Below are 26,503 nucleotides of genomic sequence, written 5' to 3' on the forward strand. Positions count from 1 at the left end.
CTAGAGGGGAGAGCTTTCGGCCATAACAAAACTCGCGATTTGAGCACGATGCATCACATTCAAGATCGACCGCGACGGCTCGCGAGGGCATTGACCTGAACCACCAGCAATCGAGGACCACCAGGCCGCATCAGAGGGCCGCTGAGCGATTTTTTTGGCGACCACATATGACGGTTACCCCACCCGACCAAAAGCGCTCAAAACGGCCCTTCATCACCCGCCCAATCCACCCAAGATAAGCCGTCAAATAGAATCGCAATTTGCCACGCGCACGCTTGACAGATGACGAGGTTCGAGCGGCCGCCGCCCTGCTTGCGCTGGCTGTTTAGCGCAAGCAGGGCGGCGGCCAATAGAGGATCGTTTCTCGATCTTCGCTTGGCTCTCATGCCCCTGTCCGATCTGTTCGCTACGCTTACCCAATATCTGCACACCAAGGTCTTTCACGATCTTGCCCGTCATCCCGAATATCCAGCCGCATTCACCCGTCAGCGCAAGCTCACCCTGCCCACACTGATCGCGTTCATGCTTGGCAACTTGCGCATGGGCGTTCAAGCCGAACTCGATCAATTCTTCGCCGCGCTCGCCCGCCAAAACACCTTGTGCCGGCGAGTCAGTGAACAAGCCTTCGCCCAGGCTCGCAGCAAACTCAGCGGCGATGTCTTTGCTCACCTCAATGACTGGCTGCTTCAGCAGGTGTCCAACCATTTGCCGCGCTGGCATGGCTTTCGGCTGGTCGCAGCCGACGCCTCGCACCTGCGTTTTGCCATCCGCCACAGCCATCTGCCTCGAGCCGCCACCCGTGATCAACTCGCTTTCGGCCTGTACCTCCCCGGGGCCGAGATGATGCTCGCCGCCTCACTGCACAGCGTGCTCGAGAACGAACGCCAGATCCTGTTCGAGCATCTGGACCGCCTGCAATCCGACGACTTGCTGTTGCTCGACCGCGGCTACCCGGCCCGCTGGCTGGTAGCCGTACTCAACCAACGAAACATCCCTTTCTGCATGCGCGCCGACGGTAGCGGCTTTGCTGCCCTGCGGGACTTCGTCCGCTCCGGCCGCGCCGAGACCGTCGTCACGCTCCCGGCTCCAGCCCGCAATGACGCGCGCGACTATGAATGTGCGTCCGTCCCGCAGACCGTCCGGCTCATCCGGCAGATCTCGCCAGCCGCCAAGGTTCGCGTGCTCATCACCAATCTGCTCGACAGGCACCGCCATCCGGCTGCCACCTTCCGCGATCTCTATCACCAGCGCTGGCGTCTCGAGGAGGCCTTCAAACGCCTCAAACACCGCATGGCACTCGAACACCTGTCCGGCCTCTCACAGTTGGCCGCCAGGCAGGACTTCGGAGCCAAAGTCCTGTGCGATAACCTGCACGCCCTGTGCTGTCTTGCGGCCGCGCAGGAACATGACATTGACTCGGATCATCGGATCAACCGTGCCTACGCCATCACCGCCCTTAAACGTGTCCTGCCTGCACTGCTGCTCGGCCTGCGCTGGGCCAAGGCTGCCCTGAACGAGACCTTGACCTTGATCGCAACACGTCTCCAGCGCGTGCGACCAGATCGCGCCAAGCCCCGTCCACCACGCCACAAGCCTCATCGACATGCCGCTTATAAGGCTTGTTGATGCTGCTTATCTTGGGTGGATTGATCACCCGCCCCCCTTGACACCAGTCCCGCTTATAATCGCTCACCTCGCGTCAATTAAATCGACAAGCGAAATCGATGCAAGGAAGCCGCAGGCATTGGCCGCCCTAATAGCAATAGGGCATTAACGAACCGAAAATGGAACGAATCAAGGGACTTCAATTAGTTTGAGCCAATGCTGAAACGCGACGGGTAGATCCAGATCTCTGCCCGTTCGGGTTGCCAAAGGGACTGCGCCGGCGGCAGCCCCCTTGTTTGGGCGCAAGGCCCGGGCCCAGCAACTCCCCCCTTTTTCGCAATGCGCAAGCCGATGCGCCGGTGGCGACGGCGAGCTACGGGACGTCCTGCCGGTCTGCGATCCAGGTGGCGACCGAACCCCGGCGTGGATCCAGTCGCTGCGACGGGCATGGCGGCCGCGCGTTTGCCAACCACCCCAGCACCCACGCAGCCAGAACGCGATGCGCTCCACCCTGCCGCAGCGCTCACGCGACTTGCGCGCCGGGCTTATGAGCCGCGCCGCCCTGCCACGTGCCCGAACACCGTCTTCGCGCTCTGCCAGGCCATTCCCGGCTGACCGCCTGCGCCCGATCGCGTCCGCTTGATCCTCCTCAGCGTCCGGCGCTGCCCGCCTCCCGCGGGTGCCCCTGCCTTCCCACTCTTGATAAAAGCTGTTATCAAGAGTGCGGCCACCACGATGCCCCCGTCGGGCCCGCCTACTGATCAAGACCGACGGTGCCCGTTGCCCAGTTGTTCGAGAGTTTGCCGGCCATCTCGCCCGCGCAATCAGAACCTCAGCAAGCGGTGGGGGCCGATCAGGCCACGCAAACTCGGTGGCCAGCGTCTTGTTCGTTACCAGAATGGGTTTGGTCCCGATCGCAATCGTCAGCCTGCCCTCCCCACCGACTGATGCCGTTACCACTTGCTCGGAAATTCCCTCCCTGCCGGAGGGGCTCAGTTTCCCCGCCCAGAGTTGGGCGACGTCAGGCTCCGAAATCTAGACAGACTAGACACGTCTGAATCAATATCGCCCGGCAACCCAAGTCAGCAGTGTATTTCGCAATACCTCTATTTCCGTCTGTTGTCCAATCCTCGACCACACGTTGCTCACGGATCGGGACGCAGCCCACGACCACGGCTCGCAACTTTTGATGACCTTTGCGCAGACCGGTAGCCAAAGCAGTACTTCACCGAAAGCACCGCTTCCGCCGCACTGGAAGCGGGAGCTCCAACGACACGGAGGGCCGACCATGTCACGCCAGCGTCCAAACACAAGGAACGTCGAATTGCTACAGCGTTCTGGTGAAATCAAACAATTTCGCGCCAGCCTCAGTGTTCGGGCCGACAAGCCCCGGTCGTTGCCACCAGAGCGAGTGACCATGCTCACCATCGACATCCAAGGCGAACTCACCGAGCCCGTAGCAGGGACTTTGGCCTTTTCCCTCATGGCCTATGTCGCTCCAAAGCCGGCCATCGGTCAGGCCAAGATGCCATCGATTGGAGCGATCATTGCAATCAAGCCAGTTCTACAAGGCGGCTTAGACCTTTCCCCGAGCGAATTCCAGTCGCTTCTTACGATGGCATCCAGCGGGATGCTTAATTACTGCCATCTCGTGATCACAAAACCTCGGTACCGCTCAGCCTTGATTATCAACGTCGCCTTCAGCACGAGGCCCCCGTAGCCACTTGACGAATAGCCACATTCCTACGCCTTGTTTCCCCGCAAACGAATTAATTCGACGCTATGGTGCAGCATGTTGTTCGGCGCGGAGTCAGCAGGTCCAGGCATGGCTGGGGCACACCAATATATCCACGACTCGCATCTATGACCGCCGGCACCAGCGGCCGGACGACTCACCACCTACTCCTTACCGGTCTCCCGGCGCACATCGCGGTAGGAATGCCCATTACTGAGCACCCCCCGCACAGATCCGTACGAGCCCGATTCGGGCATACGGCTCCTACCTCGGGTGTTTGACGGCAAAGCGCCGGTCCGGCCATGGATGAAGGATTCGAGGCTGCGGGAGCCAGGCATCCGCGATCCGCTCGACCCGCGTCCACGTCATATGATCCTTTTGGCTGCGGCGCCTGAGCGCACGCCGCCAGAGGTCAACAACGTGGTAACGGAACGCGCTGAGCGCTCGCGAGTTCGTTGGTACCGCGTGGTACGCGAAGTATCCGCGCACCACCTGCCCAAGCCATTTTCCTTGCGCAGGAATCGGGTCGTGCATGCGCCGTCGCAGGTCCTCCTTGATCTGCCTGAGCTTCGCCCGCATGCGATCACCGCGAGTCTTCCTCTGCAACTGGAAGGCACCGCGACGCGATCGTCCGCAGATAAAGATGAAGCCCAGGAAGGCGAAGGTCTCCGGCCGGCCAAGGCCTCGACTCTGGCGGTTGGCCGCTGCGTTGCGGCCAAACTCCAGTAGCCTCGTCTTGTCCGGGTGAAGCGCAAGCGAGAACTCCTCCAGCCTCTGTCGCATCGCGTCCCAGAAGCGCCGCGCGTCAGCTTCGTGCTCGAAGCCAACCACAACATCATCCGCGTACCGCAGAATGATGACGTTGCCTTTAGCTTCCCGCCGTCGCCACCGGTTGGCCCAGAGATCAAACACGTAGTGCATATACACGTTCGCGAACAGTGGCGAAGCCACCGAACCCTGCGGTGTACCGGTTTCACTGACGCTCAGTTCCCCATTCTCCAGAACGCCCGCCTTGAGCCATTTCCGCACAAGGCGAATGACGCGCTCGTCGCCGATCCGATGCTCCATGAACCGAACCAGCCAGTCCTGACTGACCGAGTCGAAGAAGCTCCGGATGTCGGCGTCTAGGATCCAGTTCACCGGGGTGCGGATGATGGCCGTTGCCAACGCGTCCAACGCATCATGCTGACTGCGTCCGGGTCGGAACCCGTACGAGAAACCGAGGAAGTCTTCCTCGTAGATCGCATTTAGCACTCCAACCACCGCGCGCTGGACGATTTTGTCTTCCAGTGCGGCAATCCCCAATGGACGCTGTTTGCCGTCCGGCTTTGGTATGTACTGCCGCCGAACGGGTAGCGCCCGATACGCTCCGCTGAGTACTTGCGTGTGCAGACGCTGGAGATGCTCCTCCAGTCCTGCCTCGTAGTACCTCCACGTCATGCCATCCACTCCCGGAGCCGCGTTGCGTTTGAGCGCATAAAACGACTCCCGAAGCCGGTCGGCAGTGACGTGATGCAGCAACGCAGTGAACCGCTCCTTCTTCCGCTGCCTTGCAGCTCGCCGTACACGTTCCAGCCCCTGTGGCACGCTTGCCCGGTTCTGCGCCCGGCACGTGTTGGACTGACCCATGTTCCCCTTGGTCCCCGCCCTTCGCTCCACCCACTCCGCAGCCGATTTCCCGGCATTGTTCGCAGGCTTCCTCGCTAGTACGGCGGAGTCTGACTTCTCCCGTCCGTTCATCATCGGCTACGGCTCCTCGCCTTCCCGATGCGGACCAGGCCATGCTGCGACTGGCCAGACGAGAGATCTCCCGGTTCCCGCGCAAAGAGCGTCCGTGCGTGCCAGGGTCTTGGACCACGCCGGGTCGTCGAGGCACTCGCGTTCACGCGCCCCTTCATGTTGCCTTCCGCGTTCTGAACCGCGTCGGCACCCGGAACAACACAACTATCGCGGCTCGATGGCTGGCCCGCACGTTCCCCTACCGACGCTTCGCTGACCACCTCACGGTGGCCTGCGCACGGCTCGGGGCCGATGTGGTTCGCTATTCCTTCATCGCAGTGGACTTTCACCACCTACTCCTTACCGGTCTCCCGGCGCACATCGCGGTAGGAATGCCCATTACTGAGCACCCCCCGCACAGATCCGTACGAGCCCGATTCGGGCATACGGCTCCTACCTCGGGTGTTTGACGGCAAAGCGCCGGTCCGGCCATGGATGAAGGATTCGAGGCTGCGGGAGCCAGGCATCCGCGATCCGCTCGACCCGCGTCCACGTCATATGATCCTTTTGGCTGCGGCGCCTGAGCGCACGCCGCCAGAGGTCAACAACGTGGTAACGGAACGCGCTGAGCGCTCGCGAGTTCGTTGGTACCGCGTGGTACGCGAAGTATCCGCGCACCACCTGCCCAAGCCATTTTCCTTGCGCAGGAATCGGGTCGTGCATGCGCCGTCGCAGGTCCTCCTTGATCTGCCTGAGCTTCGCCCGCATGCGATCACCGCGAGTCTTCCTCTGCAACTGGAAGGCACCGCGACGCGATCGTCCGCAGATAAAGATGAAGCCCAGGAAGGCGAAGGTCTCCGGCCGGCCAAGGCCTCGACTCTGGCGGTTGGCCGCTGCGTTGCGGCCAAACTCCAGTAGCCTCGTCTTGTCCGGGTGAAGCGCAAGCGAGAACTCCTCCAGCCTCTGTCGCATCGCGTCCCAGAAGCGCCGCGCGTCAGCTTCGTGCTCGAAGCCAACCACAACATCATCCGCGTACCGCAGAATGATGACGTTGCCTTTAGCTTCCCGCCGTCGCCACCGGTTGGCCCAGAGATCAAACACGTAGTGCATATACACGTTCGCGAACAGTGGCGAAGCCACCGAACCCTGCGGTGTACCGGTTTCACTGACGCTCAGTTCCCCATTCTCCAGAACGCCCGCCTTGAGCCATTTCCGCACAAGGCGAATGACGCGCTCGTCGCCGATCCGATGCTCCATGAACCGAACCAGCCAGTCCTGACTGACCGAGTCGAAGAAGCTCCGGATGTCGGCGTCTAGGATCCAGTTCACCGGGGTGCGGATGATGGCCGTTGCCAACGCGTCCAACGCATCATGCTGACTGCGTCCGGGTCGGAACCCGTACGAGAAACCGAGGAAGTCTTCCTCGTAGATCGCATTTAGCACTCCAACCACCGCGCGCTGGACGATTTTGTCTTCCAGTGCGGCAATCCCCAATGGACGCTGTTTGCCGTCCGGCTTTGGTATGTACTGCCGCCGAACGGGTAGCGCCCGATACGCTCCGCTGAGTACTTGCGTGTGCAGACGCTGGAGATGCTCCTCCAGTCCTGCCTCGTAGTACCTCCACGTCATGCCATCCACTCCCGGAGCCGCGTTGCGTTTGAGCGCATAAAACGACTCCCGAAGCCGGTCGGCAGTGACGTGATGCAGCAACGCAGTGAACCGCTCCTTCTTCCGCTGCCTTGCAGCTCGCCGTACACGTTCCAGCCCCTGTGGCACGCTTGCCCGGTTCTGCGCCCGGCACGTGTTGGACTGACCCATGTTCCCCTTGGTCCCCGCCCTTCGCTCCACCCACTCCGCAGCCGATTTCCCGGCATTGTTCGCAGGCTTCCTCGCTAGTACGGCGGAGTCTGACTTCTCCCGTCCGTTCATCATCGGCTACGGCTCCTCGCCTTCCCGATGCGGACCAGGCCATGCTGCGACTGGCCAGACGAGAGATCTCCCGGTTCCCGCGCAAAGAGCGTCCGTGCGTGCCAGGGTCTTGGACCACGCCGGGTCGTCGAGGCACTCGCGTTCACGCGCCCCTTCATGTTGCCTTCCGCGTTCTGAACCGCGTCGGCACCCGGAACAACACAACTATCGCGGCTCGATGGCTGGCCCGCACGTTCCCCTACCGACGCTTCGCTGACCACCTCACGGTGGCCTGCGCACGGCTCGGGGCCGATGTGGTTCGCTATTCCTTCATCGCAGTGGACTTTCACCACCTACTCCTTACCGGTCTCCCGGCGCACATCGCGGTAGGAATGCCCATTACTGAGCACCCCCCGCACAGATCCGTACGAGCCCGATTCGGGCATACGGCTCCTACCTCGGGTGTTTGACGGCAAAGCGCCGGTCCGGCCATGGATGAAGGATTCGAGGCTGCGGGAGCCAGGCATCCGCGATCCGCTCGACCCGCGTCCACGTCATATGATCCTTTTGGCTGCGGCGCCTGAGCGCACGCCGCCAGAGGTCAACAACGTGGTAACGGAACGCGCTGAGCGCTCGCGAGTTCGTTGGTACCGCGTGGTACGCGAAGTATCCGCGCACCACCTGCCCAAGCCATTTTCCTTGCGCAGGAATCGGGTCGTGCATGCGCCGTCGCAGGTCCTCCTTGATCTGCCTGAGCTTCGCCCGCATGCGATCACCGCGAGTCTTCCTCTGCAACTGGAAGGCACCGCGACGCGATCGTCCGCAGATAAAGATGAAGCCCAGGAAGGCGAAGGTCTCCGGCCGGCCAAGGCCTCGACTCTGGCGGTTGGCCGCTGCGTTGCGGCCAAACTCCAGTAGCCTCGTCTTGTCCGGGTGAAGCGCAAGCGAGAACTCCTCCAGCCTCTGTCGCATCGCGTCCCAGAAGCGCCGCGCGTCAGCTTCGTGCTCGAAGCCAACCACAACATCATCCGCGTACCGCAGAATGATGACGTTGCCTTTAGCTTCCCGCCGTCGCCACCGGTTGGCCCAGAGATCAAACACGTAGTGCATATACACGTTCGCGAACAGTGGCGAAGCCACCGAACCCTGCGGTGTACCGGTTTCACTGACGCTCAGTTCCCCATTCTCCAGAACGCCCGCCTTGAGCCATTTCCGCACAAGGCGAATGACGCGCTCGTCGCCGATCCGATGCTCCATGAACCGAACCAGCCAGTCCTGACTGACCGAGTCGAAGAAGCTCCGGATGTCGGCGTCTAGGATCCAGTTCACCGGGGTGCGGATGATGGCCGTTGCCAACGCGTCCAACGCATCATGCTGACTGCGTCCGGGTCGGAACCCGTACGAGAAACCGAGGAAGTCTTCCTCGTAGATCGCATTTAGCACTCCAACCACCGCGCGCTGGACGATTTTGTCTTCCAGTGCGGCAATCCCCAATGGACGCTGTTTGCCGTCCGGCTTTGGTATGTACTGCCGCCGAACGGGTAGCGCCCGATACGCTCCGCTGAGTACTTGCGTGTGCAGACGCTGGAGATGCTCCTCCAGTCCTGCCTCGTAGTACCTCCACGTCATGCCATCCACTCCCGGAGCCGCGTTGCGTTTGAGCGCATAAAACGACTCCCGAAGCCGGTCGGCAGTGACGTGATGCAGCAACGCAGTGAACCGCTCCTTCTTCCGCTGCCTTGCAGCTCGCCGTACACGTTCCAGCCCCTGTGGCACGCTTGCCCGGTTCTGCGCCCGGCACGTGTTGGACTGACCCATGTTCCCCTTGGTCCCCGCCCTTCGCTCCACCCACTCCGCAGCCGATTTCCCGGCATTGTTCGCAGGCTTCCTCGCTAGTACGGCGGAGTCTGACTTCTCCCGTCCGTTCATCATCGGCTACGGCTCCTCGCCTTCCCGATGCGGACCAGGCCATGCTGCGACTGGCCAGACGAGAGATCTCCCGGTTCCCGCGCAAAGAGCGTCCGTGCGTGCCAGGGTCTTGGACCACGCCGGGTCGTCGAGGCACTCGCGTTCACGCGCCCCTTCATGTTGCCTTCCGCGTTCTGAACCGCGTCGGCACCCGGAACAACACAACTATCGCGGCTCGATGGCTGGCCCGCACGTTCCCCTACCGACGCTTCGCTGACCACCTCACGGTGGCCTGCGCACGGCTCGGGGCCGATGTGGTTCGCTATTCCTTCATCGCAGTGGACTTTCACCACCTACTCCTTACCGGTCTCCCGGCGCACATCGCGGTAGGAATGCCCATTACTGAGCACCCCCCGCACAGATCCGTACGAGCCCGATTCGGGCATACGGCTCCTACCTCGGGTGTTTGACGGCAAAGCGCCGGTCCGGCCATGGATGAAGGATTCGAGGCTGCGGGAGCCAGGCATCCGCGATCCGCTCGACCCGCGTCCACGTCATATGATCCTTTTGGCTGCGGCGCCTGAGCGCACGCCGCCAGAGGTCAACAACGTGGTAACGGAACGCGCTGAGCGCTCGCGAGTTCGTTGGTACCGCGTGGTACGCGAAGTATCCGCGCACCACCTGCCCAAGCCATTTTCCTTGCGCAGGAATCGGGTCGTGCATGCGCCGTCGCAGGTCCTCCTTGATCTGCCTGAGCTTCGCCCGCATGCGATCACCGCGAGTCTTCCTCTGCAACTGGAAGGCACCGCGACGCGATCGTCCGCAGATAAAGATGAAGCCCAGGAAGGCGAAGGTCTCCGGCCGGCCAAGGCCTCGACTCTGGCGGTTGGCCGCTGCGTTGCGGCCAAACTCCAGTAGCCTCGTCTTGTCCGGGTGAAGCGCAAGCGAGAACTCCTCCAGCCTCTGTCGCATCGCGTCCCAGAAGCGCCGCGCGTCAGCTTCGTGCTCGAAGCCAACCACAACATCATCCGCGTACCGCAGAATGATGACGTTGCCTTTAGCTTCCCGCCGTCGCCACCGGTTGGCCCAGAGATCAAACACGTAGTGCATATACACGTTCGCGAACAGTGGCGAAGCCACCGAACCCTGCGGTGTACCGGTTTCACTGACGCTCAGTTCCCCATTCTCCAGAACGCCCGCCTTGAGCCATTTCCGCACAAGGCGAATGACGCGCTCGTCGCCGATCCGATGCTCCATGAACCGAACCAGCCAGTCCTGACTGACCGAGTCGAAGAAGCTCCGGATGTCGGCGTCTAGGATCCAGTTCACCGGGGTGCGGATGATGGCCGTTGCCAACGCGTCCAACGCATCATGCTGACTGCGTCCGGGTCGGAACCCGTACGAGAAACCGAGGAAGTCTTCCTCGTAGATCGCATTTAGCACTCCAACCACCGCGCGCTGGACGATTTTGTCTTCCAGTGCGGCAATCCCCAATGGACGCTGTTTGCCGTCCGGCTTTGGTATGTACTGCCGCCGAACGGGTAGCGCCCGATACGCTCCGCTGAGTACTTGCGTGTGCAGACGCTGGAGATGCTCCTCCAGTCCTGCCTCGTAGTACCTCCACGTCATGCCATCCACTCCCGGAGCCGCGTTGCGTTTGAGCGCATAAAACGACTCCCGAAGCCGGTCGGCAGTGACGTGATGCAGCAACGCAGTGAACCGCTCCTTCTTCCGCTGCCTTGCAGCTCGCCGTACACGTTCCAGCCCCTGTGGCACGCTTGCCCGGTTCTGCGCCCGGCACGTGTTGGACTGACCCATGTTCCCCTTGGTCCCCGCCCTTCGCTCCACCCACTCCGCAGCCGATTTCCCGGCATTGTTCGCAGGCTTCCTCGCTAGTACGGCGGAGTCTGACTTCTCCCGTCCGTTCATCATCGGCTACGGCTCCTCGCCTTCCCGATGCGGACCAGGCCATGCTGCGACTGGCCAGACGAGAGATCTCCCGGTTCCCGCGCAAAGAGCGTCCGTGCGTGCCAGGGTCTTGGACCACGCCGGGTCGTCGAGGCACTCGCGTTCACGCGCCCCTTCATGTTGCCTTCCGCGTTCTGAACCGCGTCGGCACCCGGAACAACACAACTATCGCGGCTCGATGGCTGGCCCGCACGTTCCCCTACCGACGCTTCGCTGACCACCTCACGGTGGCCTGCGCACGGCTCGGGGCCGATGTGGTTCGCTATTCCTTCATCGCAGTGGACTTTCACCACCTACTCCTTACCGGTCTCCCGGCGCACTCAGAACTTGTGCCTAACGCCGACCGCCACCCCAAACCTACTCGCGGGGAGGAGAAAATTAGGCGACGTCTTTTGCAGTTTGGATACTTCCGCTGGGAGCAGTAGAGAGGCACGATATTTTCAATAATGAGTGCTGAGTCGCGTCGGTGGATGCCTCCCCGCCTTCTGCCTTCGTAGTTGACGTTCCAGGTGCCTTACTTTAGCGCTATTCCGGTTACGAAATATTTCCACGACCTTAATCACTGGCACGCACCCGAGGGGTCTTTACAGTATGGTACATTTTTCCACCGGACAAAGTCTGGAAGGTGCGGGTCGAGGGTTAGGCGCAACCATTCGGCGGGAGCATTGATCGCGCCTTGTACCGTGATGCGCGTAAGATTCGGTACGGCCCGCGTGCCGTGAATCTTCCCCGTAGCACTCGCTGGATCCGCGAGCGGACGGTCAGCGCCATACACATGTGAGTCTCCGTTCAGTAGCACCACAGGGCGCTGGAAGCGGATGGAAAGTTCGGCCAGTTCTCGAACATATGACGTATAGCCGCTGAGCCCACCAACTGCGGCGGAATCCCACATGTCCGCCTGCTGCGCAATCACAATGCCATGCGCATGGATGCTTTCTGCGCGCCTAAACGCCTTGAGTAACCAACGTTGGTTGGCCTCATTTCGCTGCGCCACTTCCTGCGCTTGGGTAGTCGGGTTCGTGAATTGCCCCGTCCAAGGCAATGTGTTGTTATTGGATCCAGGCACATTGAGCGTAACAAACACCATACGCGAATCTTCCCATGTCACGTTTTCGACATATTTATTATCTTCGGGATGGCCAGGTTCCGTCACTATCCCTTGGCTAGTCACAACCTTATCCGTCATCCCTAGACTATGTCCTGGGCGGACAAAGAAAAGGCCTCGTAGCAAGCCAAGTTCCTTCAAAGGGTCGCTTCCTACTTTGTGGCAGTCTGCCCATTCGTTATCTCCTGGTGTATAGATAAAGGCCGCTTTGAATTTCTGGAAAACGTTGTAGACGCGCTGATTCCATTCAGGTTTAGAACTCGCGCATAGTTCTCTCCCGGAATGAATGTCGCCGAGGTGAATCACCAAGCTGACGGTCGGGTCCGAATTGATAGAGTTGATGAGCAGCGGCGCGTTGTCGAGCAGGTTTTTGTTGTACGGCCAATCCCCCAATACGGCAATCGTGATAGCTCGGCTATCACTTTGGCCGAGGGCCGTCACCGGCGGAAGCGTGGTGACCCCGGCGCCAAGCAATGCGGCACATATCATTAGCCTCTTCATTGCGTCCCTCCGCAGTGGCGGGAATTTCGCGCTCATTGCAAGACCAGGTGCCTCCCAACGGAAGATCGTGTCCGCACGCGAACTTGATTCGACCAGTCTATACGAGACCAAGATAAATCGCATGCGGTAGCGCAATAACTGAAGCATCGCACTGCGATAATATGGGCTTGGCAAGCTGCAGTTCGCAGGTTCGCGTTTAGCCCCGGCTCCTTGGCGATTTCCGCGATCGAGCGCTCTGGATCGTTTGCCTCGGAGACAACCATCCCCCAAACTCTCTGGAGTAGTTCTTCGAACCCGGCCGTCGCCCGCGTGCACCTGCTTCCGTTGTTCTGATTCCCACCAGATCTGGTGGGAATCAGAATGCCTAAGCAATCCCCATGTGAACAGACGGCCTTCGGTACACGCTTACACAAAATCTGTGCGCTAGCCCGCATAAGAAAGTTGCCCGTCGCTAATAATGCCCGTTGGTGCAGCTCACCGATATGCTATAAATCGATTGACTCACCACTGTACTGAGCAACTCATTCGCCACTTCTACTGCGTGACGAGATTTGCGTTCAGTTTGTTCTGGCACACCGAGTGTTCGGAACGGGCTAATCTGACGATGGAACGTCCATCTCGACAAGACCAAACAAAAATCGCGGAGTGGATAATGTCCGTCTGTCCAAAATCTTTCTTCAGTTTACTCCTTAATTGTTTGGATGATCTTCTCTGGAATCAGCTTCAATATAGTGCGTCGACTAGGTTTAGAGTTGCGCACACACGCCTACGAAACCCTTTTATCCATCAGGTCTCTAAGCTGCCAAGTCTTATCACTTCTGCATTAGTCTCTTTCCTACTAGCTGGACCGGTGTTGGGCCAGTCACCTAAAATGGTGGCTCTTGTCATTGGTAATTCTGATTATCAAACTATTGGCCCCCTGTCGAATCCTAAAAATGATGCCGACCTCGTTGGTGCGGCACTACTTCGCATGGGATTTAGGCTAACGGGCGGCGGCGTGAGACATGATCTCACACTCGATTCACTTCGCCAAAGCTTAGCTCAACTTTCATCGGATGCCTCAAACGCAGACGTAGTTGTAATTTATTATGCAGGGCACGGAATCCAAATCAATGGCGAGAATTACCTAGTCCCAGTTGACGCGAATCCCCATAGCCCTGATGACGTTCAGCGGCAGATGCTTAGCGCCACCGATGTGCTTTCCATTTTGGACATTCCCCACACCAGAGTAAAACTTCTGATTCTTGATGCTTGCAGGAATAATCCCTTTGCAACGCGCGGGCTTTCCCTGACAGGTAGTGGCCTCGCGGACATGGCCACGCGCCTACCAAAAATGTCAGCGAGAGAAGGTACTTTTATTTGGTTCGCCACCCAACCGGGAAACGTGGCGGTGGATGGCATTGGAAATAATGGGCCATTCGCTAAAGCAATCAACCGCAACATTGGCGTTGCAGGGCGGGACATCTACGAAGTATTCAACGCTGCAAGCATTGAAGTCATCGACGCCACCCAACAGCGTCAGTACCCATGGCTGTCGGCATCGCCGATTCGAGGCGCGTTCTACTTTGTCAGCGTGACCGGGCGTAGCGAGTTCACCGCTTCTGATCCGCGACAAAGTTCGATTGATCGCCTAACGAGCATTTTCGCAAAAGGCGTTCACACCGCAACACGGAAATTCAGTTTTGGACAAGACTACAGAGATGTTAACAAATCTCTTGATGCTCCGTTCTCCCTGCCTCGCTATGATGGACTACCAAGAGCTGGGGAATTTGGATCCGACGATGTACGCTATTTTTGGGTTCCAGTAACTAGCCTGCCGTTTTTGGTATCTTCCATATTGCCCGAAGGATTAGGTGACAACTGTATCGCACCAGGCAGCTATTTCGTCTTCTTCTTCAAGAAGGAAAAGCTGTTCCATGTTTCGATGCGATTCGCAAAGAGCGGACAATGTCAGAGCTATGATTGGGTATGGAACAGGCTTTTTCCCGACGGAAAACGGTCCGCTACGCTCCAAGGCGGCCCCGACGGCGGCACGACTTCAGTCGTGGCACACGAACTCCAGCAATATTCCATTCTCGAGGTTACTCAGCGAGGTGTGGCTGACGAGCGTGCTGCCATCTTTCACGAATAGAATGAGTCAACTGGTGTACGGCTAAAAACGCAGAATGCGTATTGCCAGATAAAATCTCCAAATAACTTTGAGGCAGATGATCCCGAGATGGCAAACTGATTGGCAATTTTTCGAACGTTAGTGGCTCAAGCCAGTCGGAGCATCACTTAGAAAGTGCTCACGAAAGTTCCTCTAGGAAGTTTGTCTCAACCATAAAGGGAGTTGAGCATGTCAACGTCAATGCGGGCTCAGGTTTCATGGTTGGTAATTGCGACTGCAGCGATATCGGGATGCCTGCCGAAAGCAACGACTCACGTCGTCGACTCCAATCTTGGCCCCGGATGGAACTGCTTAGCGACGCCATCAGCATTCGACGGGCCAGGTGTGATATTCAGGGTTACCCAAGATGGTACCAAGTTCACAGTTGTAGATTCTACGACGGAGGCCGCCGTCGAGCGTGCGCCGTTCGCTGCAACTAAGGCGGGGAAAACTACCACCATCAGTGCCGATATCGTGGCCCGAATGATTGGCATGCCACTATCCGTAGATGGAAAAGCTGCTAGCAAGTATGTTGTTGAGCAATCATTCTCTGGAGCAGAAGAATTAAATACCGTCGATGATAAGGTGAGCACGATAATCAGCAAATTCTATTCCCGGACAGACCTTGATCCTAGCCAGCGGTACTATCTTGTTCGGCGTGCGATCGTTGCACGCTCAGTCAAGTACGACTTCGACCGCGATATCTCGGACAGCTTCGGGACGGATTTAGCACTCAAGGTTGTATCGATCAAGCCGTCTGCATCCTATAACAGCAGTAATGGATTCCATTACCAGGATACGTTTGCAGTGCCTCAAAATGTCTGCATTGTAGCGCAATGGTTGCCAGTGCCGCGCCCTGCTGGAACTGGGGCCGCCCCACCAGTACCCCCGCCAGACAATACCCCCCTGTTCATTAGGTCTAAGTAGCGCTATCGGTTCAAACACATTGATGTTGCCTCAAAAGAGCCGGAGATCTGACTACTGGAAAAAACTCCATTGGAAGCTGCGAGGGGAGTTCTCCAGAGAAGCTGGCCTTGGAATAAGGTCAAGCTATAATTATGCGTCGGTGCGACGCTCTCAACGCACAACGCAGTGACGTTGGGATGTATGTCAAGGAGGGCGTCAATCAAGAGTACGTTGGTGATTTAGTTGTCTGGATGAACACTGACGTCGCTGCGGTCGTGGCGTTCTCTGACCTACCTTTATACCGGGATTTTTCCGCGGATCCTGCGATTCCGAAAGCAGGCGAACTGGAAGTTATACGTGCTGACACACGAGTTCAGACATGCCATTGGCTTTTCTATGGACATCAGCGGAATTTACCGTAATTTCAACCATGCCTGGTCGCAATAGACGCAGCCCGTCCTTGCCAACTGTAGTTCTGTTCAGAGTTAGATGTCTTTAATCAAAGATCCAGTCGCCCCTAGCCGCCAATGTAGTGCAGGCCACCCCAAAATTCATTGGCACGGGCTATGATAAATTTTCGGTGATGCAATGCATACGACGAAACAGATAAGGACATGCTACGATCAGCGCCGGCTTCGGGGATTTCCAAGCGTCACCGGATCGCCGCGAAATTTGCCTACGACGGTTCGGGCTGGGCCTTCGCTGTACCGCGGTCCCGGAAGAATTGTTGTTCTTGACCCGATTGCAATCGACGCGAACAACTAAGGCTAGAAAGGCCCTTCTCAAAGCCTTTGGAATACAGCGTCGTTGGGGCTTCGGGGGCCGAGGCTTACGCCTCGCGAATCCGGGAAGCCTTAACGGCGCAATTCGCTCAATTCGGGTTGTCTCACGTCCGTCCCCGGAAACAATCGGCGCTCAAGTCGATTCCGTTCCAGGGTTTGCCGTGCCTGGCTACAAGCCCTCGACGGCGTGGGCAATCTTGCAGAATGCCTTGGAACGCGATTGCTCCGACAGGTCGCGCCGTATGTACCGTCAGTTCGCGTTCAGCATCATTACCCAACACGGCGCTTCTTGGCGTCATGACTCAAGGGAGGAGTCGTATGCGGTAGCTCTGCCCATACAGATCTGTTCGGGGGGCGACTGGGTACCCCCGTCCCTACCGCGATCCCCTACTCTGCCTATTTGGCGACACGACGAAAGGCAGGTCGCCGATCCAGCTAGTCGCAGAATCTTGCCGATTTGCAATGAGCATTCGTGTACCAAGGCGCGAGAAACCCGCCTTTGCGACCGCGTCCTCAAGGCCCCGACCACCGAGGGCACGCGTTTGCTCCAAGGGCGAATCGGAGACAAATGCGTAGTCGGCGGGTGGCTGCCCGCTCCGCGCCTGCGATGCAATTATTAACAGGTGCTCAAAACCGGTAGTCTTTGAGTCAAAGGTAGCGTTGAGAGTCTTGACGCCCAACGCAGCGGGCAGTCGCGGTGATTGCCCACCAACTGGAAACAGGCAGTGGACATTAAAGTCGCTGTCGAGATAAAGCACCGTGACATCGACTGGCAAGCTCGATCTGTTGGAAAGAACCAGTTCCAGCTTGTCACCGTTCGAGACACTTGTGACCTTTCCCGGGCTGATCTGTTCCGTGTGCCCCGTCGCTTTCGTGGTTACGTGCAACGAAACTTCCAGATCCGGCAAGCGCTTTGCAGAATACAGAGTGCCTATCCGGGTCAGATTAGTTGCGCGTGCCATCCGCTGGAGCCCATTCCAGACACGATTAGCAAGGCTGGCTGGATCGTTGCCTATTTCAATCGAATATGTCGGGCGCCCACCATCCTTCATGTACGATCCGTCGGAAGCGGCAAACCACACCCGGCTTTCATCAACCACGAGAGTGATATCGCTGGCTTGGCTTCCCGCGTCCACCCAATCGACGTGCGCGCTGTTCATGCCCCCCAACTGGGTTGTGCTCCGAAGATTCTTCACGAGAAGCTCGACCGTCTTGGCCGACTCCGGTCTGACGGACGCAGTGGTAGGCAATCCGACCTTGAGCGTCAAAGAGATCGCCGGCTCATTCAGTCGAGCAAATGAATTTGCGATTCTCTTCGGGTCGAGGCTGGGACGACCCTTGGTCGGCACCGGTGAAATCAGACTCTCGGTCGCCGTCGAATCAGTCACGGTGACAACGCCCTGTGCCTGGTCGTCAAGAGAGAAAGGATCCTTGACCACCGAGAGCATTGAACCCTTGTTCACTCCATTGAGTTGCCCGGCGCCAATCACCAGGCCGCGGTCCGGCTCATCGATGATGCGCCATTGACGGATAGGCTTGCTGGATCCCGCTATCGAGGCGTCCAGCTTCGTGCCGACAACCATGGGTGTTGGACTATCGCGCCGCATCAGCGCGTACTCACGCAACAAGCCATCACGAAACTGAGCAAAAGTTCCCGAAGGGTTCTTCCCGACAACCTGAACCAGCGTGTAAGTAAACAGACCATGAACCTCGGATTTGGCCTCCGGCATCGAATATTCAGGCGTTCTTTCGGTCGACTGGGACGCGAAGAACCCTACATAGCCCGCTTTGGGTTGTCCGGTTTGCTCGAGTAGTGACGATTCCAATCCGCGCAACTTCGGTTCCGCCGCGGTCGTCCGCACGCTCGATTTCGTGCGCGGCTTTATGCCAAGCATTTCCGGAGCTACCATCCGGTCGCGCGCGTTGGAACCGGGGATCAACGCTCGGTCGATGTAGCCGGAGTAACAGGCGTCAACCACCAACCACACGAAGACGCCTTTGTCGCGAAGCGCTGCCACCCATCCGGAGATCTCGTGATTCAAGATTACGTTTTCAGGTAATGCGTCGGTACCAGGCTTCACGTCCGACGGCAGAAAAATGGCGTTAAATGTATCAACGGAACGGTCGCCAATCTCATCGGGGTTCGCCGGCAGGAGAGATCCATGACCCGCCATATAAATGAGCGCCGTATCTCCGTTTTTTGCTGTGGCGATCAGCCGTTTGACCTCCCCTCGAATCGCGGCGCTTGTTGGTCGTGGCGCGCCGGGTATTCCATCTGCGACGATTTTGATATGGTCGCGCTCAAACCCAAGCAGCGGGAGCAACTGATCCCGCATGATGCGCACGTCAGGACCCGGTCCCTTGAGGGTATTGACCGAGGGTAGTGCAGAATATGTCGATACTCCGATCAGCAGAGCTAGCTTATGCGCAAGACAGGAGGTCGGCACTAATGCTGCTGCGACTAAAAGCACGAGCACCACCGACTTGAACAGCGCGATCTTGTTTGAATATGGCTTGCGTGTGAATCGAGCAATCGACACACAAATGAAGGCAAGCCAGGTCGGCAAGCACCCCGGCCATGGCGTGCATCTTGATTGGATCGGAAGAGCGTGAATCATTGTTCGAGTGCTCCCTTAGACAATAAGGAGGGCGATCATCAATACGTTCGCCGCTTGCTGACACGTACATTCTTCGCAGGCGCATCTCTCTCATCAAGGGGATGCGCGGTCTTTTACCGCGAATGCCTTCAGAAGTGCCCGCCTGGCATTAGCCGATAGTCTGACAGGCTTTCCAGTTGAATCGAATGCTATCGCCTCGAGAACGGGCTTCCCGGACGAAGGCACAACTAGTGCACGTCCCGAACCGTCATAGGCGAATTTTGCAGCCATCTTGTCCCGTGTGGAAAGCTCCGAAACGGGTGCAGGCCGATAACACGGGCTCTTATCGCCGTCCATGAATGCGTCCTTGTCCGTTTCGTTATATTGCATGACCGACAAATTATCGTAGCCTGTACCGACAAACTCGGCCGTCTGACGTATAACATCGGAGGGGTATGCTGCGAGTGGATCTCCGATCATAGCCATCTGGCTCTGGATAAAGGCTCGCGGCAGTGGAGGATTGCGTCGACTTACGAGCCACGACTCGTTGAATCTGCAGTCGATGCGCTGCTGTTCATGCAGAAAACCCAAGGCATGGCCAAACTCATGTAAGACGTAGAATTTCCAGTTCGCCGCATTGGGCACTGGTTCATCCTGAAATAGATAACCGTATGTCTGCCGGTCGGGGAATGCCAGAACAACGCTGTAGCCAGGATAACCCTGAACGTCGATATTAGTTCCGTTGGAACCGAGCACGCCATAGTATGCTTGCTGAGTGCCTTCATTGACGTACACTCGAATGTCGCTTCGTGAAGTGTCCGGTTTATCGCATCGCCGGAATAAGTCGTCGCCCCAGTCAAATTTCGTCTTTGCGTCAGCGAGCCATTCATTCGCCGCGTTCCGAATCTTCCGAAGGAAATCGAGATGTCCGTCGACGTAAGTTGAAGGTCCGACACAAACCTGAAGCTTCTCCTTGTGCCAGAGCCAGCTTCGTCGAAGCACGCCCCTCGATGCATCCAGTTGGGCGCTGTCCAGACCGGCGTGATCCAGGATGGCCAGTTGTCTGGCCCAGCGCGAATTCCCGTCCGTGAGGGCTTGTCCATAGTCATGGGCGTACGTCCTGCCTGCAAGGAAAACCGCGCACAGGACGAGTACCAGCCTTAGCTTTACAATATCTCTGGGCTTATACATGGATGCAGATCCTGAATATATATTTGTTTAAATGTTATTGGTCAAAATAAAATATACCTACCTTTACTGCCCGCATAAACGGTGCAAGTAGAATTTACTTATAAAACAATTACAGGAACCGGGATGCAAATAAAATTTGTATCGCTTTTGTATTTATTAATTTTGCAATTAATTCTAAATAAAAAAATTTTATCATACGGATGCGCCAGTTCAATGAAGATCTTCAAACGTAAGACCGATTAATCTGTGCGCTTTCGCACTGACAGATTCACACCAATTGATTAGCTCCATGCCCGATTGGCATGGAGGCTGGTAGTGGCGCTACATTACTACGCCCGCACGCTCGAGTGCCTCGGGTATAAAGTGCGGCTGATGGCAACGCAGTCCGTGAAGCGCTATGTGAAGATCAACAAGAACGAAGCCGCCGGACGCCGAGGCCAGACCACGCATGCGATTTGTTCCTGTCAAGGCAGTCGAGCAGCAAGGCGTACTGGCCTTGTATCGTGCGCATCAAGGGTTCGTGAAGGCTCGCACTGGTCTCTTGCGCGGCAGAACACCACGTCCACCCGTGCATACTGGGTTACCGCTATGCCGACCTTCCGCCTGCTTGCGCTTTCAGACTATGCTATTTGTAACCAAGGACTGAAAATCTTCCTAAGACGTTTTTCGCCCAGTTATGCTAGGAGTCTCATATGTCATGCGGTTGGCTGAAGCTTGCGTTGCTTTTGCTTGTGTGCACCAGCTTGGCTTTCGCTCAGAATTGCCAGGGAGCCGCCTCAAACCAAGACTCACGACGCAGCGCCATGCCTTCGCTCGAGCCGATCACTGGTCACTCGGGATCTGTTGAGGCACTTGCAATATCGCCGGATGGTTCTCTTGTTGCAACCGGTGGAAGCGATTTCATGATTCGAGTTTGGAATCGAAAGACCAGTTCGCTTATTCGGGTTATACCCGGCCACACAAAGGACGTCCTTACTTTAGCTTTCTCCGTAGATAATAAAAGCCTGCTGTCTGGCAGCGCTGATCGCACCGCTCGCATCTGGAATGTCGAGACCGGACAGGAGCGACAGAGCTTCCACGAACATAAAGATTCGGTCGAGTTCGTTCGCTTCTTCGGGAACGCCGGATTGGTCTTGAGCGCTGATAAAGAGTTCCCCAGCACGATCCGGATATGGGATACAAACGGTGCAAAAGAAAAGAAGAGGATCATTCTTCGCTCACGGGCAATCGCCTACGCCTATTCTGGCAAAAATGAGCTCATCGTCGCCGACGATAAAGGGAACGTTCAAATCTGGGCATTAAGCAAGGGCAAGCTAATTAAGGAGATTCGAACGAATCTGCAAGAATTAAGCGCGATTGCATCTGATGGCGGTCGAGCAAGACGGCTACTGGTTTCATCGAAGTCAGGTGTTCAGCTTTGGGATCGAAATAGTGGAAGCATTGTCAATGTTAGGCTACCCGATCCAGATAAAATACTTGGAAGCTTTTTCACAAAAAATGATGATGAATTTGTCATTTTGCGATGGAATGGAGCCATCTCCCGATGTAATTTCAGAGGAATTTGCAAATCGATAGACATGCAGATCCTTAAAGAGGAGACGCTGAGCGTTTTCACTGTTTCAAGCGACGGAATGGAGGTTGCTGTCGCATATGAAGCAAATAATCGGGTCGCCTTCTGGAGTGTTTCGCACCAGACGTGGTGGGCCACGCTCAATGCCCCGATGTTACGTGTTACCTCCGTTTCTGCACCGAGCGAGTGCGACGGTTTTTTCGTCGGTGACTGGGGCCAATACGTGTGGGAGTGGAATCTTAAACGCGGGGCGCCGTTCGAAGCCATGGACCTTTCCACTACCACAAGCTATCTCTATGCCAATGGCCGATTTGTTTTGGGTAGGGACTTTAATCGTAAGACGTCATTGATAGAGTGCGATTCAAGCGTGCGTCCACGACCAAAGCCTCTTAGCCCATCTAACATAAAGAGGAACGACTTACTGCCCATAGCGGTGTCTCCGAGTGGAGAGGAAATTCTGACAACCAACGATAAAGGTGAATTGACTGCTTACACCCGTGATTCCGGCGCGACTAACTGGACTTCAAAAGGGCACAGTGAAAGCAACGACACAGAGGTTCTAGGTGCAGACTATTCAGTAGACGGCGAGCAGAGTCTTACTTACGGGAAAGACGGGACAGTACGTATATGGAACAAAGCGGGGAAACTCACGCGGACTCTGAAGGCGAAAGGCAATGGTTGGGTATTCGCCGCGAAATTCTCCCCCGATGGTAAGCGTGTGCTCGCCGGATACGGCAATGGGATAGCGATAATCTGGCAGATAAGATACGGACCAGAGCCTCTCGTTCTAAGACGACATTCGCGGCTTGTTTCATCGGTGGCGTGGTCTCCCGATGGAAATACCGTCCTAACGGGGTCCTGGGACACGACGGCCCGCGTTTGGGACAGTTCAACTGGGAGCGAACTGGCTCATCTTCGTGCGAATGCTTTTTGGGTGACCGCCGTAGGATTTCTTCGCCATGGAAATCTAATGCTTGTTGGCAACGCAAACGGCACGACCCGCATTTTTCGGAGTAGAGATTATGTCGAGCTTTTGAGCGTGGTGACATTTTCAAAACGCGATTGGCTGGTTTCAACCCCGGATGGGCGCTTTGACACAAATTCGATCGATGCGCTTCGAAATATGCAATGGATAATGCCTGACGATCCCATGAGACCGCTAAAGCCGGACATTTTCATGAGACACTACTACGAACCTGGTCTTCTATCTCGTTTGCTGAATAACGATGCCGGCGGATTCGATCCAGTACCTCCATTGGTTCAATTGAACCGTGTCCAGCCCGCAGTCAGGATTCTTGGCGTTCGTCGAGGAGTCAGTGCGGATTCCGCTTTGGTTAGTGTTGAGGTAACCGGTCAAGAAGACCGCTCACAACGAAATGGAAAAACGCGGACGGCTGCCTATGCTCTTCGACTGTTTCGAAATGGTCAAATGGTTGGAGAGTGGCCCAGAAGGGTTGTCGATACGGTTGGCGGCAGCAGCTTACGAGAATGGCGCCGAAGATCGTTCGTGCCAAAAACGAACACTGGAGTCGGAGCCGTTCACACCTTCACAGTGCGGCTTGCCGCTGGAGACCGCGGAAAGGCAGTGAACTTTTCTGCATACAGTTTCAATGAGGATAGAGTAAAGAGTGAAACGGCTGAATACACAAAATACGTAGTACCAGTCGATGTTTCGTCGCGCGTTCCCCGCGCTTTCGTTGTTAGCGTTGGAGTGAATAGTTACGACGATCCGAACCGAAACCTAAGCTTTGCCGCAAACGATGCGCGGGCATTGACTGCGGCGCTTGGTCACATAAAGGGATTCGACGTGATCCCTATTTCCATTATCTCCGATACCGCTTCGAGAAACTCAATACAAGCAACAAAAGCAAATATCCACGCTGTTTTGGATGCAATAGCCGGCAAGCGCAACCATGAACTCAAGCAGCTTGCGAGAGAGTCTGGCATCAACTTCGACCAAATTGAAAAAGCAACTCCGGACGATATCATCATATTTTCCTATTCCGGGCACGGCTATTCTGATCAAAGAAGCCGATTTTATCTCGTTCCATCTGACTCAGGCCTGAGCGATAACGTCGATCTGCGAAAGTTGATTTCGGCGGACGACATCGCTACGTGGACAAAAGATATTGACGCCGGAGCAATCATAATGATAATCGACGCCTGTTACTCAGCGGCAGGAATCCCCAAAGAATTCAAACCTGGTCCTATGGGCGATCGTGGCCTCGGTCAACTCGCCTATGACAAGGGCATGCTGATTCTTGCGGCGACGCAGGCAAACAATGTGGCTCTCGAGAGCGCGCAACTACAGCATGGATTGTTGACTTACGCTCTGGTTCAGGAGGGGCTGAACAACAGACTCGCGGCAACAGATGGCACCGACCGCATTACATTAACAAATTGGTTGCAATACGGCGCGAAACGAGTGCCAGAATTGTACGGCGACATTGTTTCAGGCAAGCTACGGCCCCTGGAAGCGCAGCCTCAGTTAGCTGGAAGAGGATTGACACTAGATCAGACAGCGATCTTAGAAACAGTCCGACGTGCGCAAACCCCTGCAATTTTTGATTTCCGAAAATTCAGCGATAACGTCGTTTTGCGCTGATATGACACTGTTTCAGCTTCGATCTCGATAGCGTGAACGCGTTTGTGAAAGAGCAAGCAGGCCGCTCCCGCATTCCCCATCAGCTATCGATTCCGCTCGGGACGGGTTGCCGATCGGCGCACTATGTAGGATGCTGCAGGCGGGGTCGGCAGGGATGCGCCTGACGCTGACGATACTCGACCCGCCATCATGGCTGCGGCGCATCGGTCCCCCCGAACTCGATTGCGCGGTCGAGCTGCGAGCGGTACCGAGTACTTCGCAGTGATCGACGCGCAGCGCGGACCGAATTGATCTCTTGGCCCAGGCATTACTACATCGGTTGAATGGGTGCGACGGGAGCCATCGGCACCAGATGTGGACTCTGTAGGGCCAAAGCCAGCAACTGCAGCACAAAGTTCTCCAGTACCGGATTTCTGATGTCCGTATGCCCCGCACTGACGTCTTCGGTGGTGCGAATGTTCATGATCGGCAGTCGATATGGCACATAGCCTTGCGCCATGAGTCCCCTGCGGATGTAGTGATCGCCGGCGACGACCGCGCACTGGCCGGGTTCGTCGCAGCGTTGAAGCTGCAAGGGAATCGCCCCATCGATCATGGCCAGAGCCGGCACGCACCAGGTGGGTTCGTTCTTGTCGATCAGCGCTCGGGTGGAATTTGCAATCATTTCAGGCGCGGTGGGCGATTGCAGTTGCGGTGTGGGCGGTATGTCCGTGCGCGCCTTGGCGCCGTCGCACATGCCGCCCTGCGGCTTCGTCAATTGGTGCGTCACATACGGGATGTAGTGGCCGAGCGCGGTCGTGTTTTGGGACGGGGCTTGTGCATCCGCGTAGGCATCGAACAGCGTGCCGAACGCGCGCCCCAGCGGAAAGGCGCTCGCGGTCGCCCAGTCCGCCTCGGTGGTCACAATGACCAGTCGCGGCGGGTTATCCAGCAGATATTCCTGGCTGCGTGCCAGATCCATCTGCGGTCGTAATTTCATCGCCTCGAAGGCCGGATTGACCAGGAGGACGAGATCCGCCACGCGCGGTGGCGTGTCCGGCGATGCGACCCGGTCCAGTCGGATCTGATCCATCAATGTATGGGACAGCGTAGAAAACACGACGGCCGCGCCAAAGCTGTGGCCGTGGATCAACAGTCGGGACTGGCCGTGTGTCTCGCGCAAGGTACTCAATCTCGAAAGCAGATCGTACACGCCGCCGCTGGCACCGATATCGTGCGCGGCGCTCTTGCGATTCCAGAACGTCAGCAGATAGCTTAACGGTGTCCAGAACCCCGTGCTTGGAATCGAATCTCCGCGCCATCCGACATAGATGCCAAGGATCTTGCCACTCCCATCGTGATTGGGGCGGAAGTTCCGGTCGATCTTCGAAGCGCGCTCGATCAATTCCTTGAAACCTCCGACGTTGGGAGCCTTGTCTTGTGCATCGTTATGCCAACCATGTACGTAGACAAGTACCGTGCCACCCGCACTTGCGAACTCGCTGGCTGCATCGACAGCCCCCAGCATTTGCGCACGATTGAGGGGATTGCCGTAGTCGTCGAATTCGACGAAGACCACGCATGCATCCGTAGTGGGGCAGAACCGCTTGTGTTCGGCGGGTGCCGGCGGCGGCAAACGTCCATCCACCGCCGGCAAAGAACCCTGCGTCGTCTGATAGCTGCGTGCGCCGACACATCCACCAAGTAGCAGGCATAGTCCAAGTCCGAGGGCAGCCAGCGAGGCTAATGTTATCCGCATGTTCTTCTCCTTTTCGTCTGCCGCGTGCGGCCACATCGCTTTGCGTCCGGGACTTTCGGCATGTTTTCACGCTTCTATGAGGCCCGGTGATCACTTAAAGCTTCCGCACCCACTTGTGGGCAGCTAATTCCCCCAGGCAGGATCGGCAAATTATGAGCCGGCTTTCTTAGAAACAACAGGCTTGGTAGCGACCTCTTTAAGGCGGTGGCTCTTGCCTTCGATCTCAAAAGGAATCATCGTCACCTCCACCCGCGCGGTGCAGGACCGGGGGCGGTACCTCTGCGACAACACCATGGCTACCACCGTCCTTGACCGCCTGATGCGGCGCTCCACCGGACGAATGGTTCGGATGACAAGTGTCAATCCAACCGCGTTCGTCAACTTCAAGCTCGGGACGGCTCGACCGCAGATGAAGAGCTATGTCTCTTGCCGAGAGAACGGCTGCCCATAGTGAATCACGCGACCTATCGAACAACTTTCGAGCGCCTCGTGCTCTCAATTCGTTCGGAGGGAGAG

Annotated in this window: 14 protein-coding genes and 2 pseudogenes; 7 read left to right on the forward strand and 9 right to left on the reverse strand. The window is 57.1% G+C overall.

The genetic code is table 11. The annotated features are described in order from the left end of the window. Window positions 1-197: 197 nt before the first annotated feature. Window positions 198-386 (reverse strand): hypothetical protein, encoded by a 189-nt coding sequence (locus ABNX08_RS13655; RefSeq protein ID WP_374063609.1) that lies wholly within the window; start codon window positions 384-386, stop codon window positions 198-200. On the opposite strand from ABNX08_RS13655, the gene ABNX08_RS13660 reads away from it, so the two are divergent. Next, the gene (locus tag ABNX08_RS13660; RefSeq protein ID WP_051370080.1) at window positions 385-1,626 is read left to right on the forward strand and encodes an IS4 family transposase; all 1,242 of its coding nucleotides are present in this window, start codon (window positions 385-387) and stop codon (window positions 1,624-1,626) included. The two genes, ABNX08_RS13655 and ABNX08_RS13660, sit on opposite strands and share 2 nt — an antisense overlap. Window positions 1,627-2,893: 1,267 nt before the next feature. Then, on the forward strand, window positions 2,894-3,325 hold the full coding sequence (locus ABNX08_RS13665) for a hypothetical protein (protein WP_349604932.1): 432 nt from the start codon (window positions 2,894-2,896) through the stop codon (window positions 3,323-3,325). 279 nt (window positions 3,326-3,604) lie between these two features. On the opposite strand, the gene ltrA (ABNX08_RS13670) is transcribed toward ABNX08_RS13665, so the two are convergent. The 5 genes from ltrA (ABNX08_RS13670) to ABNX08_RS13690 all read right to left on the reverse strand — a co-directional run bounded on the left by ltrA (ABNX08_RS13670) (window position 3,605) and on the right by ABNX08_RS13690 (window position 12,449). Beyond that, window positions 3,605-5,080, reverse strand: coding sequence for a group II intron reverse transcriptase/maturase (gene ltrA, locus ABNX08_RS13670; RefSeq protein WP_041681499.1), 1,476 nt, complete (start codon window positions 5,078-5,080; stop codon window positions 3,605-3,607). A 432-nt stretch (window positions 5,081-5,512) separates the two neighbouring features. Next, window positions 5,513-6,988, reverse strand: a complete 1,476-nt coding sequence (gene ltrA / locus ABNX08_RS13675; RefSeq protein WP_041681499.1) for a group II intron reverse transcriptase/maturase — start codon at window positions 6,986-6,988, stop codon at window positions 5,513-5,515. Window positions 6,989-7,420: 432 nt separating this feature from the next. Continuing rightward, the gene (gene ltrA / locus ABNX08_RS13680) at window positions 7,421-8,896 is read right to left on the reverse strand and encodes a group II intron reverse transcriptase/maturase (protein ID WP_041681499.1); all 1,476 of its coding nucleotides are present in this window, start codon (window positions 8,894-8,896) and stop codon (window positions 7,421-7,423) included. A gap of 432 nt (window positions 8,897-9,328) precedes the next feature. After that, window positions 9,329-10,804: a group II intron reverse transcriptase/maturase gene (gene ltrA, locus ABNX08_RS13685; RefSeq protein ID WP_041681499.1), complete on the reverse strand. Its 1,476-nt coding sequence runs from the start codon at window positions 10,802-10,804 to the stop codon at window positions 9,329-9,331. Window positions 10,805-11,402: 598 nt separating this feature from the next. Then, entirely contained in the window at window positions 11,403-12,449 is a 1,047-nt protein-coding gene (locus tag ABNX08_RS13690) for a metallophosphoesterase (protein WP_349606850.1), read from the reverse strand. Window positions 12,450-13,302: 853 nt separating this feature from the next. On the opposite strand from ABNX08_RS13690, the gene ABNX08_RS13695 reads away from it, so the two are divergent. Beyond that, on the forward strand, window positions 13,303-14,580 hold the full coding sequence (locus ABNX08_RS13695; protein WP_349606852.1) for a caspase family protein: 1,278 nt from the start codon (window positions 13,303-13,305) through the stop codon (window positions 14,578-14,580). 207 nt (window positions 14,581-14,787) lie between these two features. Then, window positions 14,788-15,525: a hypothetical protein gene (locus tag ABNX08_RS13700; RefSeq protein WP_349606854.1), complete on the forward strand. Its 738-nt coding sequence runs from the start codon at window positions 14,788-14,790 to the stop codon at window positions 15,523-15,525. A 1,135-nt stretch (window positions 15,526-16,660) separates the two neighbouring features. On the opposite strand, the gene ABNX08_RS13705 is transcribed toward ABNX08_RS13700, so the two are convergent. Then, window positions 16,661-18,853 (reverse strand): hypothetical protein, encoded by a 2,193-nt coding sequence (locus ABNX08_RS13705; protein WP_349606857.1) that lies wholly within the window; start codon window positions 18,851-18,853, stop codon window positions 16,661-16,663. Between the two features lie 144 nt (window positions 18,854-18,997). After that, entirely contained in the window at window positions 18,998-20,074 is a 1,077-nt protein-coding gene (locus tag ABNX08_RS13710; protein WP_349606859.1) for a hypothetical protein, read from the reverse strand. A 281-nt stretch (window positions 20,075-20,355) separates the two neighbouring features. Between ABNX08_RS13710 and ABNX08_RS13715 the strand changes: the two are divergent. Next, window positions 20,356-20,609: pseudogene (locus ABNX08_RS13715) on the forward strand (IS110 family transposase); the annotation flags it as partial. Between the two features lie 268 nt (window positions 20,610-20,877). Then, window positions 20,878-24,249, forward strand: coding sequence for a caspase family protein (locus tag ABNX08_RS13720; RefSeq protein WP_349606861.1), 3,372 nt, complete (start codon window positions 20,878-20,880; stop codon window positions 24,247-24,249). A 310-nt stretch (window positions 24,250-24,559) separates the two neighbouring features. On the opposite strand, the gene ABNX08_RS13725 is transcribed toward ABNX08_RS13720, so the two are convergent. Continuing rightward, complete coding sequence (locus ABNX08_RS13725; protein WP_349606863.1) at window positions 24,560-25,807, reverse strand: hypothetical protein; 1,248 nt, start codon at window positions 25,805-25,807, stop codon at window positions 24,560-24,562. Window positions 25,808-26,219: 412 nt separating this feature from the next. Here ABNX08_RS13725 and ABNX08_RS13730 point away from each other — a divergent pair. Next, window positions 26,220-26,318: pseudogene (locus ABNX08_RS13730) on the forward strand (ATP-binding protein); the annotation flags it as partial. Window positions 26,319-26,503 lie beyond the last annotated feature (185 nt).

It is taken from the genome of Cupriavidus sp. DF5525 (assembly GCF_040149425.2).
In the GTDB taxonomy this organism is placed as follows: domain Bacteria; phylum Pseudomonadota; class Gammaproteobacteria; order Burkholderiales; family Burkholderiaceae; genus Cupriavidus; species Cupriavidus pickettii_A.